This window comes from Streptomyces sp. NPDC048461 (assembly GCF_055587105.1).
Window position 1 is genome coordinate 166,237 of record NZ_JBVJGW010000018.1, and the last position, 17,053, is coordinate 183,289.

Sequence of the window (17,053 nt, forward strand, 5' to 3'; positions counted from 1 at the left end):
CCCCGCCGCGCGGCCCCCCCGGGGGGGGGGGGGGGGGCCCCCCCACCCCCCCCCCCCCCCCCCCCCCCCCCCCCCACCCCCCCCCCCCCCCCCGGGCGGGGCCCCCCCCCCCCGCCCGGGGCTCCGGCCACACTCATACGCTCACGTGCACGCTCACGCGGCTACGACATTCACCGCTTCCGCAGGCGCCTTGATGGTCACCCGCTCCGGTCCGCCCGTGACCGAAGCCATGGAGACCGAATTGAGCATCGGGCGGACCGGTACGCTCACCGGTTCGCTTGCCGCGGCCGACTGTGCCAGCTCGGCCAGCGACAGTTCGTCGCTGACTTCGCGCATCAGCTCGGACATCCGTACGTCCAACGCGTCGCAGATCGCGGAGAGCAACTCGGAGGATGCCTCCTTCTGCCCCCGCTCCACCTCGGAGAGATAGCCGAGCGAAACTCGGGCCGACGAGGAGACTTCGCGCAGAGTACGGCCCTGGCGCTGGCGCTGCCGACGCAGCACGTCACCCAGCAGGCGACGGAGCAGAATCATCGGTGGCTCCCTCCTCTGACCGTGTAGCCGCATCCTTCACGCCCCACCGTACCGCCTCGCGCCGCGGCCGTGCGGGGAGCGATGTCGTGTTCACTCAGGGCTGCAAACATCAAATCCCCCCGTTCTGTTCCGTATCCTGCCTCCGCGCATTCTCGCGGAGTTGGCTTGAGAGGAGTTCGAGCACTGTGCGTGCACTCTCCTTACGAATTTCCGTACGGGAGCCGTTCAACCTCAGCCGGGCCGTTTTCCTGCCCTCCGGACCTGACACGGAGACGAAGACGGTGCCCACCGGTTGGCCGTCCTGCGGGTCCGGACCGGCCACTCCGGTGGTCGCGATCCCCCACGAAGCGCCCATGACCCGGCGCACCCCGGCCGCCATCTCCTCGGCGACCTGCGCGTTCACCGCGCCCTCGGCCGCGAGCAGCCCCGCGTCCACGCCCAGGACGCGGTGCTTGAGCTCGGTGGCGTACGCCGTCACGGAGCCGCGGAAGGACCGGGAGGCCCCGGGGACGGCGGTGAGCTCGGACGCGACCATGCCGCCGGTCAGCGACTCCGCGACGGCGAGCGTCTGGTCACTCTCGGCGAGCATGCGCAGCACCTCCGTGGCCACTGCGGCCACGTCGGCCCCCGCGGTCCCCGGGACCGCAGCGTCCGAAAGTTCCCCCGCCGCCTGCGTCACCGTGCGGCCCGCTCCGCGGCGATGCCCGTCCGGCGCAGGACGAGGGCCTGGCGGATGTAATCCAAACCGGTGACGACGGTCAGCACGACGGCGAGCGCCATCACCCAGAAGCGCAGGGTCGCCAGCGGTCCGGTCAGCGCGAGGACGTACATGCCCACGGCCGTGCCCTGGGCCAGGGTCTTCATCTTGCCGCCCCGGCTGGCCGGAATCACTCCGTGCCGGATCACCCAGAAGCGCAGCAGCGTGATCCCGAGCTCGCGTCCGAGGATCACTCCGGTCACCCACCAGGGCAGGTCACCCAGCCAGGACAGGCAGATCAGCGCGGATCCCATGATCGCCTTGTCGGCGATCGGGTCGGCGATCTTGCCGAAGTCCGTGACCAGGTTGTACGTGCGGGCCAGGTGTCCGTCGAAGATGTCCGTGATCATGGCGACGGCGAACGCCGCCCACGCCCACGCCCGCCAGACGGGGTCGTACCCGCCGTCGGCGAGCAGCAGCAGGACGAATCCCGGCACCAGTACGAGCCGGATCATCGTCAGGATGTTGGCGATGTTCCACAGGCTGGCCTGATTGACGGCCGCAGTCCCGAGCTTTGCGCCGGGCACGGGCCGGCGGCCGGTCCCGCCCGCCGCAGGTGCCGGGACTCCGGTCATCCGGCCGCCTCCTCGAACTCCAGGCCCAGGGGCTCGGCCACCAGGTCCACGCCCAGGGTGCCGACCACCTTCGCCGTGACGATGCGCCCCGGGACCAGGCCGGTGCCGTCCGTGAAGACGACCTGCCCGTCGGTCTCGGGAGCCTGGTGGGCGGCGCGTCCGTAGGCGCCCTCGCCCTCCTCCGCCTCGTCGAGCGGTACGACCGTCTCGACGAGTACCTCCAGGGTCTCCCCGATCCGCTCTTCCGCGCGCTGCGAGGTGAGCTCCTCGGCGAGGCGCTGCATGTGGGCGAGGCGCTCGGCGATGGTCTCGGCGTCGAGCTTGTTCTCGTAGGTGACGGCTTCGGTGCCGTCCTCGTCTGAGTAGCCGAAGACGCCGATGGCGTCCAGCCGCGCGTGGGTGAGGAAACGCTCCAGCTCGGCGAAGTCCGACTCCTTCTCGCCGGGGAAGCCGACGATGAAGTTGGACCGGACGCCGGCCTGCGGGGCCTTGGTGCGGATGGTGTCGAGCAGCTCCAGGAACCGGTCGGTGTCACCGAAGCGGCGCATGGCGCGCAGCACGTCGGGGGCCGAGTGCTGGAACGACAGGTCGAAGTACGGGACGACCTTGGGGGTCGAGGTGAGGACGTCGATCAGGCCGGGCCGCATCTCGGCGGGCTGGAGGTAGCTGACGCGGACGCGCTCGATGCCGTCGACCGCGGCGAGCTCCGGCAGCAGGGTCTCCAGCAGGCGGATGTCGCCGAGGTCCTTGCCGTACGAGGTGTTGTTCTCGGAGACCAGCATGACCTCCTTGACGCCCTGCTCGGCCAGCCAGCGGGTCTCGCCCAGTACGTCGCTGGGGCGGCGGGAGATGAAGGAGCCGCGGAAGGACGGGATGGCGCAGAAGGAGCAGCGCCGGTCGCAGCCGGAGGCCAGCTTCACCGAGGCCACGGGGCTCTTGTCCAGGCGGCGGCGCAGGGGCGCGCGCGGCCCGGAGGCGGGCGCGAGGCCGTCGGGGAGGTCGGCCGGAGCGGGAGCGGGCTCCTGGGCGTGGCCGGGGAGGGCGACCGCGGTGTCCTGGCGCTCGGCGGGGCTGATCGGCAGCAGCTTGCGCCGGTCGCGCGGGGTGTGGGAGGCGTGGATGCCGCCGTTGAGGATGGTCTGCAGGCGGTCGGAGATGTCGGCGTAGTCGTCGAATCCGAGCACGCCGTCCGCCTCGGGGAGCGCTTCGGCGAGTTCCTTGCCGTAGCGCTCGGCCATACAGCCGACGGCGACGACGGCCTGGGTCCTGCCCTGATCCTTGAGATCGTTGGCTTCCAGCAGGGCGTCTACGGAGTCCTTCTTGGCGGCTTCGACGAAGCCGCAGGTGTTGACGACGGCTACGTCCGCGTTCGCGGCGTCCTCGACGAGCTCCCAGCCATCCGCCGCCAAGCGGCCTGCGAGCTCCTCCGAGTCCACCTCGTTACGGGCGCAGCCAAGAGTGACAAGGGCGACGGTACGGCGTTCGGGCATGGACTCAAGACTACTTCGTCCCGGCGGCGGCCCCCGCCCACTCCCCCCACGACAAGATCCCCGGGGTGCGGCGCAGCACCCCGGGGATCCCGGATCGAACGTTCCGCCCGGAGGCGGCCCTGGTCAGCCCGCCTGCGGCTGCCCCTGGGAGGGGTCTTCCCTGGTGTAGGTGAGACGTTCCACCTGGCCGGGCTGGAAGTCGTCCTTGATCTCCTTGCCGTTCACGAAGAGCTTCACGGCCCCGGCGTCGCCGAGCACGAGGTCGACGGACTCCTTGTCGGTGAACGTCTTGGACTGGCCCTGGGTGAGGGTGCCGTCGAAGAGGAGACGGCCGCTGTGGTCCTTCGCGGAGATCCAGCTCTCGCCCGTGTCCGCCGTCAGGACGACCGTGACGAGGTCCTTGGGCGCGGCGGCGATGGCGCTGTCCGAAGGCGCCGGCGTGGGCGCCTTCGGGCTCGGAGAGGCTTGCGGGGGCTGGGGCGCCGGCTGCTTGCCGCCGGACTGCTTGGGTGCGGGCTGCGGGGCGGCGGAACCTTCCGCCACCGGCTGCTTGGCCTTGTCGTCGCCGCCGCCGAAGGCGGTGAACCCGACGAAGCCGATCACGGCGACGATGGCGGCGACCATGGCGGCGGTCCAGTTGGGCCGCTGCCTCTCGGGGCGGATGCGCTCGGCTTCGAACATGGGCGCGGCGGGGGTGGGTGCCGGCCGGCCGCCGTGGGCCGCGTCGTAGCTCTCGATCAGGGGTTCCGGATCGAGGTGGACGGCGCGGGCGAGCGTACGGATGTGGCCGCGGGCGTATACGTCGCCGCCGCAGCGCGTGAAGTCGTCCTCTTCGATCGCGTGCACGATCGGGATGCGCACGCGGGTGGTGGAGCTGACCTCGTCGACGGTGAGCCCGGCGGCGATCCGGGCCTGCTTGAGGGCCGTCCCGATGGACGGTCCTTCGACGGAGCGTTCGACGATGCGGTCCTCGGACCGGTCGTCGGTCGAAGGACGCTCTTCTTCGGGGGAGTTGGAGTTGCCGATGGACACGAGGGCGCCTTTCGAGCGTGTAGCCACCTGCTGGATGTCCAGTCTAGGGGGGTGACGAAAGGGTGGAGCAACCGGAGGGTGCACTTCCTACGCCATCCGAATGGCGAGGGAAGATCCCTTTCCGGCGCGGCGGCCCTGCGCCGTTGCGCGCGGTGCCGCCACCTCCGTTCAACTTGACGCGCGCCCGGGGGAAACGGTTGCTCGCCGATCCCTTACGGGTGAGCCTCCCCGCGGATGACCGCGAGCAGTCCGTCCAGTTCGTCGGCCTTGAGCAGTACGTCCCGGGCCTTGGAGCCCTCGCTCGGCCCGACGATCCCGCGGGACTCCATCAGGTCCATGAGCCGGCCGGCCTTGGCGAAGCCCACCCGCAGCTTGCGCTGGAGCATCGAGGTGGAGCCGAACTGCGTGGTGACCACCAGCTCCGCCGCCTGGCACAGCAGGTCCAGGTCGTCGCCGATGTCCTCGTCGATCTCCTTCTTCTGCTTCTGCCCGACCGTGACGTCGTCCCGGAAGACGGGCGCCATCTGGTCCTTGCAGTGCTGGACGATCCCGGCGATCTCGTCCTCGGTGACGAAGGCGCCCTGGAGGCGCACCGGCTTGTTGGCGCCCATCGGCAGGAACAGGCCGTCGCCCTTGCCGATGAGCTTCTCGGCGCCCGGCTGGTCGAGGATGACCCGGCTGTCGGCGAGGGAGGAGGTGGCGAAGGCGAGCCGGGAGGGCACGTTCGCCTTGATCAGGCCGGTGACCACGTCCACCGAGGGACGCTGCGTGGCGAGCACGAGGTGGATGCCGGCCGCGCGGGCCAGCTGCGTGATCCGGACGATGGAGTCCTCGACGTCGCGCGGGGCCACCATCATCAGGTCGGCGAGCTCGTCCACGATCACCAGCAGGTACGGGTACGGGCTGAGCTCCCGCTCGCTGCCCGGCGGCAGTTTGATCTTGCCGTCCCGGATGGCCTGGTTGAAGTCGTCGATGTGCCGGTAGCCGAACGCGGCCAGGTCGTCGTAGCGCAGGTCCATCTCGCGCACGACCCACTGCAGGGCCTCGGCGGCCCGCTTGGGGTTGGTGATGATCGGCGTGATCAGGTGCGGGATGCCCTCGTACGCCGTCAGCTCGACGCGCTTGGGGTCCACCAGCACCATCCGGACGTCCTCCGGGGTCGCGCGGACCATCACGGAGGTGATCAGGCAGTTGATGCAGGAGGACTTGCCGGAGCCGGTGGCGCCCGCCACCAGCACGTGCGGCATCTTGGCCAGGTTGGCCATGACGTAGCCGCCCTCGACGTCCTTGCCGAGCGCGACGAGCATCGGGTGGTCGTCCTCGGCCGCGTCCGCGAGGCGCAGGACGTCGCCGAGGTTGACCATCTCGCGGTCGGTGTTCGGGATCTCGATGCCGACCGCCGACTTGCCGGGGATCGGGCTGATGATCCGGACGTCCGGCGACGCCACCGCGTAGGCGATGTTCTTCGCCAGCGCGGTGATCCGCTCGACCTTCACGGCCGCGCCCAGGGTCACCTCGTAGCGGGTGACCGTCGGACCCCGGGTGAAGCCGGTGACCTTCGCGTCGACCTTGAACTCGGTGAACACGTTCGTCAGGGAGTCGACGACGGCGTCGTTCGCGGCGCTGCGCGTCTTGCCGGGGCCACCGCGCTCCAGCAGGTCCAGCGACGGCAGCGAGTACGTGATGTCCCCGCGCAGCTGGAGCTGCTCGGCGCGCGGCGGCAGCGCATCGGTCTTCTCCGGCGCGGCCTTGGTCAGGTCGGGCACCGCCAGCGTCCCGGACACCGCGGCGGTGGTGTCGTGCGGCTCCCCGGCCGGCGGCGCCGCGGGAGCGGTCGCGGGCGCGGCCGTGGGAGCAGTCGTGGGCACGGCCGTGGGAGCAGTCGTGGGCACGGCCGGTACGGGGCGCTGCGCGCGCGTTGCCGGCACCGGTGCGGTCGGCTCCGCACCCTCCCGGTCGGGGGTGATCCCCTGGGTCAGGTCGGCGACCAGCGGCGACGGCGGCAGCCCCCCGTACACGGCGCCGTCCAGGGCGGCCGCCGCGGCGGCGGCCACGTCGACGGCGTCCATCTCGCGGTCCATGACCGGCCGGGCCGAGCTCCGCCGCGGGCGGCGGCGCCGGGCGAGCGCCTCCTCCTCGGCGGCGTCCGCCGGGGCGCCGGACAGCGCGTCGGCGCCGCCGCGGGCCCGCCACTGCTCCGGGTCGTGCCGGTCGCCGGGAGCGGCGCCGGCCTCCCGGTCCCCGTAGTCCTCGTCGTACTCGTTCGGCGCGATGATCCCGAGCCGGATGCCGAGCCGCCGCAGCCGCTGCGGGATCGCGTTGACCGGGGTCGCGGTGACCACCAGCAGGCCGAAGACCGTCAGCAGCACCAGCATGGGCACGGCGAGCGGGGCGCCCATCGTGAAGATCAGCGGCTTGGAGGCGGCCCAGCCGATGAGCCCGCCCGCGTCCTGCATGGCGGTGGTGCCCTCGTCGCGGCCGGGAGCCCCGCACGCGATGTGGACCAGGCCCAGGACGCCGACGGCGAGGGCGGAGAGCCCGATGCCGATGCGCCCGTTGGCGTCGGCCTGCTCGGGATGGCGGATGAAGCGCACCGCCATGACCCCGAGCAGGATCGGCACGAGCAGGTCGAGCCGCCCGAAGGCCCCGGTGACCAGCATGGTGACCAGGTCCCCGACGGGACCGCTCAGGTTCGACCAGGTTCCGGCGGCGACGATCAGCGCGAGGGCGAGCAGCAGCAGCGCCAGGCCGTCCTTGCGGTGGGCCGGGTCCAGGTTCCTGGCACCCTGGCCGACGCCGCGGAAGACCGCCCCGACCGCGTGCGCGCAGCCGAGCCAGACGGCGCGGACCAGCCGCACCACACCGCCGGTCGGGGAGGGCGCGGGCCTGGCCGCGACCTTCTTGACCGGGGCGCGCCGGGCCGCCGCGGCCTTCTTCGCGGGAGGCTTGCGCGCGGGAGCCGCTTTCTTCGCCGGCGCCGTCGTACGGCCGGTGCGGCCCTTCGCGGTGCTCGGGGAACCCTTGCCGGACGTACGTGAGGCCATGGGGCCGAGGTTACCGGTGCGCACGCCGGTGGACACGCGTGCCCACCCCTTCACCCGTTCGTGTCGCCCGCACCGGCGGCGCTTTGACGCGCCGCCAGACCTGACGCACTCCCAGTACGCGTCCCGGCCACGGTCCTTGGCCGGACGGCGACCGGAATCAGGGGACGGGTCCCGGCGGCCGCACGGCCGCTGCACCCCGCGACGGCGGGGCCGGTCGCCCGGTTCAGCCCTGGGCGGGCAGCATCGCTCCGCCGCCGGTTCCGGGCTCCAGCGCGTCGAGCGCCCGTCGCAGCCCGGTCAGTTTGCGCTCCAGGTGGGCGGCGGTCGCGACCACCGCGGCGTCGGCCGAGTCCTCGCCGAGCTGCTTGGTCAGCGCCTCCGCCTGCTCCTCGACCGCGGCGAGCCGCGCGGACAGCTCGGCCAGCAGTCCGGCCGTCTCCTTGCTGGCGTCCGCGCCGTTGGAGCTGCCGCCCTCCAGCTGGAGCCGCAGCAGCGCCGCCTGCTCGCGCAGTTGGCAGTTCTTCGTGTACAGCTCGACGAAGACCGACACCTTGGCCCGCAGCACCCACGGGTCGAAGGGCTTGGAGATGTAGTCCACCGCACCGGCCGCGTACCCGCGGAACGTGTGGTGCGGACCGTGGTTGATCGCGGTGAGGAAGATGATCGGGATGTCCCGGGTCCGCTCCCGCCGCTTGATGTGCGCGGCCGTCTCGAATCCGTCCATCCCGGGCATCTGCACATCCAGCAGGATGACCGCGAAATCGTCCGTCAGCAGCGCCTTGAGCGCTTCCTCCCCCGACGACGCCCGGACCAGTGTCTGATCGAGCGCGGAGAGGATGGCCTCCAGCGCCAGCAGATTCTCCGGCCGGTCGTCGACCAGGAGGATCTTGGCCTTCTGCACCATGCCCTGTCCTCCTCGCCCCGGCACGGGGCCTCCCCGGCTCCTGGCTCCGGCCTGTGCGCCGGGCCCCGCCCCAGAGGACGGCACCCTTGCGCCGTCCGTCCTTGTGCCGGTCATCGTAGCCCCAGTCCCGAGATCGCCACACCCTGTCACCAAGATGTCACTGTGCCCGAAGCGGAAACGCGGCGGGGTCCCAGAAGGTTCCCCGCCCGCCGTCCGCCCACGCGCCTGCCGGCCGCTTCGCGGCGGCCCTTGCCCCGCGTATGCCCGCCCCGCGTCACTTTCCCCGCATCCACTGCTCCATCACCGACAACAGGAAATCGGGGTCGACGGGCTTGGTGACGTAGTCGGAGGCCCCGGAGTCGATCGCCTTCTCCCGGTCGCCCTTCATCGCCTTCGCCGTCAGCGCGATGATCGGCAGCCCCGCGAACTGCGGCATCCGCCGGATCGCCGACGTCGTCGCGTACCCGTCCATCTCGGGCATCATGATGTCCATCAGGACGACCGTCACGTCGTCGTGCTGCTCCAGGACCTCGATGCCCTCCCGGCCGTTCTCCGCGTACAGCACGGACAGCCCGTGCTGCTCCAGCACGCTGGTGAGCGCGAACACGTTGCGTACGTCGTCGTCCACGATCAGCACCTGCTCGCCCCGGAAGTCGTACGTCCGCGGCACCACCGGAAGTTCCTCCTCCGGGTCGCCCCAGCCGTCCTCGGCGCCCCCCGCACCGGGCTGCCCCGGCACGGCCGTACGCGGCTCCTGGTCGCTCGCCGCCTTGCGCCGCCGCCGGAACAGCGCGGCCGGACCGCCGCCCTGACCCGCCTGCTCGGCGGCCGGCAGCGAGGCCCGTACCGGCTGGGCCTGCACCGGCGCCGCGGCGACCGGCGGGAGCTCCGGCCTCGGCTCGTCCGCCGGCCTGCGGTACAGCTCGCCGCGCGCGCCGCCGGGCGTGGGCGGCGCGTACCCCTGCGGGGGCAGCTCGCTCGGGTGCAGCGGCAGGTACAGCGTGAAGGTGGAACCGCGGCCCGGCTCGCTCGCCGCGTGGATCTCACCGCCCAGCAGCCGGGCGATCTCCCGGCTGATGGACAGCCCGAGACCCGTACCGCCGTACTTGCGGCTCGTCGTCCCGTCGGCCTGCTTGAACGCCTCGAAGATCACCAGCATCTTGCTCGCCGCGATCCCGATCCCGGTGTCCGTCACCGAGAAGGCGATCAGGTCCCCGTCCGCCTCGCGCAGCGACCCGGCTTCCAGCAACTGCTCGCGGATCGCGGTGGGAACGTCCGCCCCGGCGGGCCGGATCACCAGCTCCACCGCTCCGGTGTCGGTGAACTTCACCGCGTTCGACAGCAGGTTGCGCAGCACCTGCAGCAGCCGCTGCTCGTCGGTGTGCAGGGTGGCGGGCAGCTCCGGGGAGACCCGTACCGAGAAGTCGAGCCCCTTCTCCGCGGTCAGCGGCCGGAAGGTGGCCTCCACGTAGTCCACGAGCTGGACCAGCGCGATCCGCGTCGGCGAGACGTCCATCTTGCCCGCCTCGACCTTCGACAGGTCGAGGATGTCGTTGATCAGCTGCAGCAGGTCCGAACCGGCGCCGTGGATGGTCTCGGCGAACTCCACCTGCTTCCCGGACAGGTTCCCGTCCGCGTTGTCGGCGAGCAGCTTGGCCAGGATCAGCAGCGAGTTGAGCGGGGTCCGCAGCTCGTGCGACATGTTCGCCAGGAACTCGCTCTTGTAGCGCATCGAGACCGCGAGCTGCTCGGCCCGCTCCTCCAGGACCTGCCGGGCCTCCTCGATCTCGGTGTTCTTCACCTCGATGTCCCGGTTCTGCTGGGCCAGCAGCTCGGCCTTCTCCTCCAGCTCCGCGTTGGCGGCCTGGAGGGCCTTCTGCCGGTTCTCCAGCTCGTCGGAGCGCTCGCGCAGCTGCTCGGTCATCTCCTGCGACTGCTTCAGCAGCATCTCCGTCTTGGAGTTGACGCTGATGGTGTTGACGCTCGTGCCGATCATCTCGGCGATCTGGCTGAGGAAGTCCTTCTGGATCTGCGTGAACGGGGTGAAGGACGCCAGCTCGATGACGCCGAGCACCTTCCCCTCGAAGAGCACCGGCAGCACGATCACGTGCGCCGGCGGCGCCTCGCCGAGCCCCGAGGAGATCCGCAGGTAGCCGGGCGGGGTGTTCTCGACGAGGATCGTCCGCTTCTCCTCGGCGACGGTCCCGATCAGCCCCTCACCCGGCCGGAACGAGGTCGGCATCTGACCCCCGGCGTACGCGTAACTCCCGCGCATCCGCAGCTCGTACGAACCGTCCGCGCCCCCCTCCGTCCCGATCTCGGTCGTCCCGCCCGCCGGCAGCGCCAGGAAGAACGCGCCGTGCTGGGCCGAGACCACCGGGGTGAGCTCGCTCATGATCAGCTTGGCCACGTCGTCCAGCTCGCGGCGCCCCTGCATCAGGGCCGAGATCCGGGCGAGGTTGCCCTTGAGCCAGTCCTGCTCCTTGTTGGCGAGGGTGGTGTCGCGCAGGTTGACGATCATCGTGTTGATGTTGTCCTGGAGGACCTGGATCTCCCCCGCCGCGTCCACGTCGACCTTCAGGCTGAGGTCGCCGCGGGTCACCGCGGTGGCCACGGCCGCGATCGCGCGGACCTGCCGGGTGAGGTTGCCGGCCATCTCGTTCACGGACTCGGTGAGGTCCCGCCACGTGCCGTCGACGTCCCGGACGCGGGCCTGGCCGCCGAGGATCCCCTCCGTGCCCACCTCGCGGGCGACCCGGGTGACCTGGTCGGCGAAGGAGGACAGCTGGTCGACCATCGTGTTGATGGTCGTCTTGAGCTCCAGGATCTCGCCCCGGGCGTCGATGTCGATCTTCTTGGTCATGTCGCCCTTGGCGATGGCGGTCGTGACCATGGCGATCTGCCGCACCTGACCGGTGAGGTTGGAGGCCATGAAGTTCACCGAGTCGGTGAGGTCCTTCCACGTCCCAGATACGCCGGGCACGTGCGCCTGGCCGCCGAGGCGGCCCTCGGTCCCCACCTCGCGGGCCACGCGCGTGACCTCGTCCGCGAACGACGACAGGGTCTTCACCATCGTGTTCACGGTGTCGGCGAGCTGGGCGACCTCGCCCCGCGCCTCGACGGTGACCTTCTTCGTCAGGTCGCCGTTGGCCACCGCCGCCGAGACCTGCGCGATCCCGCGCACCTGGGCCGTCAGGTTCCCGGCCATGGTGTTGACGTTGTCGCTGAGGTCCTTCCAGATGCCGGTGACCCCGCGCACCCTGGCCTGGCCGCCCAGGATGCCCTCGGTGCCCACCTCGCGGGCCACCCGCGTCACCTGCTCCGCGAACGAGGACAGCTGGTCCACCATCGTGTTCACGGTGGTCACCAGCTCGAGGATCTCGCCCTTCGCGTCGACGGTGATCTTCTTCGACAGGTCTCCCATGGCGACCGCGGTGGTGACCTCGGCGATGTTGCGGACCTGAGAGGTCAGGTTGTTGGCCATGAAGTTGACCGACTGGGTGAGGTCCTTCCAGGTGCCGGAGACGCCCTTGACCTCGGCCTGCCCGCCGAGGATGCCCTCGGTGCCGACCTCCCGGGCCACCCGGGTCACCTGCTCCGCGAAGTTCGACAGCTGGTCGACCATCGTGTTCAGGGTGTTCTTCAGCTCCAGGATCTCGCCCCGGGCGTCCACGTCGATCTTCTGCGACAGGTCGCCGCGCGCCACCGCCGTGGCGACCTGGGCGATGTTGCGGACCTGCGAGGTCAGGTTCCCGGCCATGCCGTTCACCGAGTCCGTCAGGTCCCGCCACACGCCGGCCACACCGGGCACCTGGGCCTGGCCGCCGAGGCGGCCCTCCGTACCCACGTCCCGGGCGACCCGGGTCACCTGCTCCGCGAACGCCGAGAGCTGGTCGACCATCGTGTTGATGGTGTTCTTCAGCTCCAGGATCTCGCCCCGGGCGTCCACGTCGATCTTCTGCGACAGGTCGCCGCGCGCCACGGCCGTGGTCACCTGGGCGATCTGGCGGACCTGCGAGGTCAGGTTCCCGGCCATGAAGTTGACCGAGTCGGTCAGTTCCTTCCAGGTACCGGACACCCCCTCCACGCGGGCCTGACCGCCGAGGCGGCCCTCCGTACCCACGTCCCGGGCCATCCGCGTGACCTGGTCGGCGAAGGAGGACAGCTGGTCGACCATCGTGTTCACGGTGTTCTTCAGCTGGAGCATCTCGCCGGAGACGTCCACGGTGACCTTCTGCGACAGGTCGCCGTTGGCCACCGCCGTCGTCACCTGCGCGATGTTGCGCACCTGGCCCGTCAGGTTGCGGAAGGCGGTGTTCACCGAGTCGGTGAGGTCCTTCCACGTCCCCGCGGCCCCCGGCACCTGCGCCTGCCCGCCCAGCTCGCCCTCGACGCCGACCTCACGGGCCACGCGCGTCACCTCGGCGCCGAAGGACTGGAGCTGGTCCACCATCGTGTTGACGGTGTTCTTCAGCTCCAGCATCTCGCCGGCCACGTTGACCGTGACCTTCTGCGACAGGTCGCCGTTCGCGACCGCCGTCGTCACCTGCGCGATGTCCCGCACCTGGGTCGTGAGGTTGCGGAAGACCGTGTTCACCGAGTCGGTGAGGTCCTTCCACGTCCCCGCGGCCCCCGGCACCTGCGCCTGCCCGCCCAGCAGGCCCTTCGCACCGACCTCGCTGGCCACGCGGGTGACCTCGTCGGCGAAGGTACGCAGCGTCTCGGTCATCTGGTTGATCGTTTCGGCCAGCTGCGCCACCTCGCCGCGCGCGCTCACCCGCACCTTCTGCGACAGGTCGCCGTTCGCGACCGCCGTGGTCACCTGCGCGATCCCGCGCACCTGGGCCGTCAGGTTCCCGGCCATGGTGTTGACCGAGTCGGTCAGGTCCTTCCAGACGCCCGCGACCCCGGGCACCTTCGCCTGGCCGCCCAGCTCGCCCTCCGTACCGACCTCGCGGGCGACGCGCGTCACCTCGGAGGAGAAGGAGGACAGCTGGTCCACCATCGTGTTCACGGTGTTCTTCAGCTGGAGCATCTCGCCGGCCACGTGCACGGTGACCTTGCGCGACAGATCGCCCTTCGCCACCGCCGTCGTGACGAGAGCAATGTCACGCACCTGGGCGGTGAGCCGGTACGCCATCGTGTTGACGGAATCGGTCAGGTCCTTCCAGGAACCCGACATCCCCCGGACCTGGGCCTGCCCGCCCAGCTTGCCCTCGGTACCGACCTCCAGCGCCACGCGGGTCACCTCGTCGGTGAACGCGGACAGCTGGTCGACCAGGTTGTTGACCGTACGGCCGACCTTCAGGAACTCCCCGCGCAGCGGGTGGCCCGCCCCCTCGGCGGCCTGCGTCCGCAGGTCCATCCGCTGGTCCAGGTCGCCCTCGGCGACCGCGGACAGCACCCGGCCCACCTCGGACACCGGTCGGGCGAGGTCGTCGACCAACTGGTTCGAGGCGTCGATCGCGGCCGCCCAGGAGCCCTCGCAGGCACCTGTTTCAAGCCGTTCGCTCAGCTTGCCCTCACGGCCCACCATCCGCCGGACGCGCGACAGTTCCCCGGTCAGGTGCAGGTTCCGGTCGGCGACCTCGTTGTAGACGGCGGCGATCTCCGCCATCACGCCGTCGCCGGACACCGTCAGCCGCTTGCGGAAGTTCCCGTCCCGCATCGACACCAGGGCCGTGAGCAGCCGGTTCAGGGCGGCGGTATCGACCTCCGTCGTGCCACTGCGCCGGGAACGCCCGCCCTTCGGCCGCGTTCCCGTACGCCGCACCGCTGCGCCAGACTCCACCGTGTCCCTCCCGAAAGGGTCGACCACTGTTCCACCGGACGCCGGACTCCTCGCGAGCCGGCTCTCCAAGCCTGCCCAGTGTTTCACCCTGGCCGAACCCGGCCATAACACTTCGGCACCATCGCACACCGGCCGTACCCTGCGGGTGGATTCCCCGACGACGGCACCATGCCGACCGCGAAGGTAAGTAACCTGGCACCCGATGTCCAACCGCGTCGAAGGAGACTCGTGATCACGGCACGGGCGGCTGCCAGTTTCGACCCCCTCGGGCGTTCGGTCGCCGCAGCCCGCGCGTTCGTCCGCGACACCCTGCACGGCTGGGGCTTCGCGGACATCGTCGACGACGCCGTGGTGCTCACGAGCGAGCTCGTCACCAACGCCGTGGTCCACGCCGGGACCCGGGCCGAGGTCCTGTGCCTGCGCGCGGAGGACGGCGTGCGCGTCGAGGTCGCCGACCGGTACCCGGAGCGGGAGCTGCCGCTCCAGCACCCCGGTGAGCGCCCGTACGCGGACCCCGACCGCGAGAACGGCCGCGGACTGATGCTCTGCGCCGCGCTGGCCACCCGCTGGGGCGTCGAGTACACGGCCACGCACAAGCACGTGTGGTTCCGCATCGACCTCCCAGACCGGCCGGTCGGTACCCGCTCCGCGGGTCCCGTCATCCCCGACCAGATGCTCCCGCTCGCCGACAGCCGGGTCCGCGTCGCCGTCCTGCAGATCGACGGCGACGACGCCGTATCCGCCTGGAACGAGGACGCCGAGCACATCTTCGGCCATCCCTCCGAGAAGGCCGTGGGACGCCCGCTCGCCGAGCTCGCCGCCTGGCCGCAGACCCCCGGCACCGGCACCGGCATCGCCGAGGCGCTGCGCCTGTCCCGCTGGGAGGGCAGCTACGGCATCCGCGGCGCCGACGGACGCGTCATCCCCGTCTACGCCTCCCACCTGCGGGTCCGCGACGCCCACGGCGAGCCGTCCATCGTCTGCCTCCTCGTCCACGACGACGAGCGCGCCCTCCTCCAGACGCCCGCGCGGATCCCGGGCACCGACAGCGGCCACCTCACCGAGCCCCGTCCCGCGGACCCCTTCGAGGTGTTCATCGGCTCGCCCGCCCCCGACGACCTCGACGGGCTGCTCCAGCGCACCGTCGAACGGGCCCGCGACCTCCTCGATGCCGACGCCGCCTTCCTGCTGCTGGCCACCGACGACGAGACCGAGCTGGAGGTCCGTGCCACGACCGGCCTGCCCTCCACCCGCCAGCGCTTCGCCCGCGTCCCCGTCGAGGCCGGCACGAACCGCTACGGCTCGGCCCGGATGCCGGCCGTCCACGACGACCTGACGGCCGTCCCGGGAGCCGTACCGCTGCTGGAGTCGACCGGCATGCGCTCGGTGATCACCGTCCCGCTCAAGGTCGAGGGCCGGCTCACCGGCTCCCTCGGCGTCGCGGCGGAGGTCCCGGGCCGCTATTCCAACGAGGAGGCGCTGCGCCTGCAGTTCGCCGCCGACCGCATCGCCCTCGCCGTGGAGTCCGCCCGGCTCGGCGAACTGGAACGACTGCGCCGCGGTTCCCTCTCCTTCCTCGTCGAGGCCTCCGACCTGCTGGCCGGCACCCTCGACCGGGACCAGACCCTGGCCCTCATGGCCCAGATGACCGTCCCGACGCTCGCCACCTGGTGTGCCGTCTACACGATCGCCGACCAGTCCTCGGACCCGTTCCTCTCCTACGTTCTGCACGAGGACGAGGAGCGCATCGACGGCCTCAAGGAGCTCCTCTCCCGGGTCAGCCCGCCGGAACCGGTCCGTGAGGCCGGCGCCCGTCCGTGGCCCGAGACCGCGCAGGCGGTCGGCGGCGAGACCGTCGTGCTCCCCCTCCTGGCCCGCAACCGCGTGATCGGCCTGCTGACGCTCGGCAAGCCGTCCGAGGAGCACTTCCGCCAGGAGATCCTCGAACTCGCGGAGGACCTGTCCCGCCGGGCCGCCCTGGCCCTGGACAACGCCCGCCTGTACTCCGAGCGCACCGCGATCAGCCGTGCCCTGCAGCGCAGCCTCCTGCCGCCCGACTCCCCCGCCATCCCCGGCATGGAGGTCGAGGTCATCTACCGCGCGGCCGGCGAGGGCAACGACGTGGGCGGCGACTTCTACGACGTCTTCCCGATCCGCGACGGTGCGTACGGCTTCGCCATCGGCGACGTCTGCGGTACGGGCCCGGAGGCCGCGGCCGTCACCGGCCTGGCCCGGCACGCCCTGCGCCTCCTGGCCCGCGAGGGCCTCGGCGCCCCGGCGGTCCTGGAGCGGCTGAACGCGGCGATCCTCGACGAGGGCGCCCGCAGCCGCTTCCTGACCCTTCTGTACGGCGAGCTCCACCCCCAGCCCGACGGCGGCGCCCTCATGAAGGTGGTCTGCGCCGGCCATCCCCTCCCGCTGCGGCTGCGACCGAACGGCGAGGTCATCCCGGCGGCCGAGCCGCAGCCCCTGCTGGGCGTGATCGAGGACCTGGAACTGTACGAGCAGACCCTCACCCTGGACCCGGGCGACGTCCTGCTCTGCGTCACGGACGGCGTGACGGAGCGCCGCGAGGGGACCCGCATGCTGGGCGACGACGGCCTGGCGGAGGTTCTCACCACCTGCACGGGGCTCACCGCCGGCGCGGTCGCCTCCCGCGTCCTGCGGGCGGTCGAGCGGTTCGCGGCCGAGCCCGCCTCGGACGACATGGCCATCCTGGCCCTCCGCGTCCCGCAGCCCCGCGAGGGCGAGTAGACACCACCCCCACCCCCGGACGGGGGGGGGGGGGGGGGGGGGGGGGGGGGGGGGCGGCCGCGGGGGGGGGGGGGCGGGCGCGGGCGGGGGGGCGGGGGGGGCGGGCGCGGGGGGGGGGGGGGGGGGCGCGCCCCCGCGGGGGGGGGCGGGGGGCGGGGGGCCCGCGCGGGGC

At 71.8% G+C, this 17,053-nt stretch carries 9 protein-coding genes; 1 reads left to right on the forward strand and 8 read right to left on the reverse strand.

Annotated features, from left to right (window positions below; translation table 11 throughout):
* Positions 1-153 precede the first annotated feature (153 nt).
* From ACZ6S8_RS27730 to ACZ6S8_RS27765, 8 genes are all read right to left on the reverse strand, one after another.
* Entirely contained in the window at positions 154-534 is a 381-nt protein-coding gene (locus ACZ6S8_RS27730; RefSeq protein WP_030012484.1) for a helix-turn-helix domain-containing protein, read from the reverse strand.
* A gap of 109 nt (positions 535-643) precedes the next feature.
* Positions 644-1,123, reverse strand: a complete 480-nt coding sequence (locus ACZ6S8_RS27735) for a CinA family protein (protein WP_469460128.1) — start codon at positions 1,121-1,123, stop codon at positions 644-646.
* A gap of 86 nt (positions 1,124-1,209) precedes the next feature.
* On the reverse strand, positions 1,210-1,866 hold the full coding sequence (pgsA, locus tag ACZ6S8_RS27740; protein ID WP_469460114.1) for a CDP-diacylglycerol--glycerol-3-phosphate 3-phosphatidyltransferase: 657 nt from the start codon (positions 1,864-1,866) through the stop codon (positions 1,210-1,212).
* Positions 1,863-3,356, reverse strand: a complete 1,494-nt coding sequence (gene rimO / locus ACZ6S8_RS27745) for a 30S ribosomal protein S12 methylthiotransferase RimO (RefSeq protein WP_469460115.1) — start codon at positions 3,354-3,356, stop codon at positions 1,863-1,865. The genes pgsA and rimO overlap by 4 nt, the downstream gene beginning before the upstream one ends.
* Before the next feature lie 123 nt (positions 3,357-3,479).
* Positions 3,480-4,388: a helix-turn-helix domain-containing protein gene (locus ACZ6S8_RS27750; RefSeq protein WP_469460129.1), complete on the reverse strand. Its 909-nt coding sequence runs from the start codon at positions 4,386-4,388 to the stop codon at positions 3,480-3,482.
* Between the two features lie 212 nt (positions 4,389-4,600).
* Entirely contained in the window at positions 4,601-7,432 is a 2,832-nt protein-coding gene (locus ACZ6S8_RS27755) for an FtsK/SpoIIIE family DNA translocase (RefSeq protein WP_469460116.1), read from the reverse strand.
* 223 nt (positions 7,433-7,655) lie between these two features.
* A complete protein-coding gene (locus tag ACZ6S8_RS27760) occupies positions 7,656-8,336 on the reverse strand; it encodes a response regulator (RefSeq protein WP_469460117.1) in 681 nt (226 codons plus the stop codon).
* A gap of 274 nt (positions 8,337-8,610) precedes the next feature.
* Positions 8,611-14,127: a HAMP domain-containing protein gene (locus ACZ6S8_RS27765; protein ID WP_469460118.1), complete on the reverse strand. Its 5,517-nt coding sequence runs from the start codon at positions 14,125-14,127 to the stop codon at positions 8,611-8,613.
* A gap of 168 nt (positions 14,128-14,295) precedes the next feature.
* Here ACZ6S8_RS27765 and ACZ6S8_RS27770 point away from each other — a divergent pair, with 168 nt between their 5' ends.
* A complete protein-coding gene (locus ACZ6S8_RS27770) occupies positions 14,296-16,881 on the forward strand; it encodes a SpoIIE family protein phosphatase (protein WP_469460119.1) in 2,586 nt (861 codons plus the stop codon).
* The last annotated feature ends 172 nt before the right edge of the window (positions 16,882-17,053 follow it).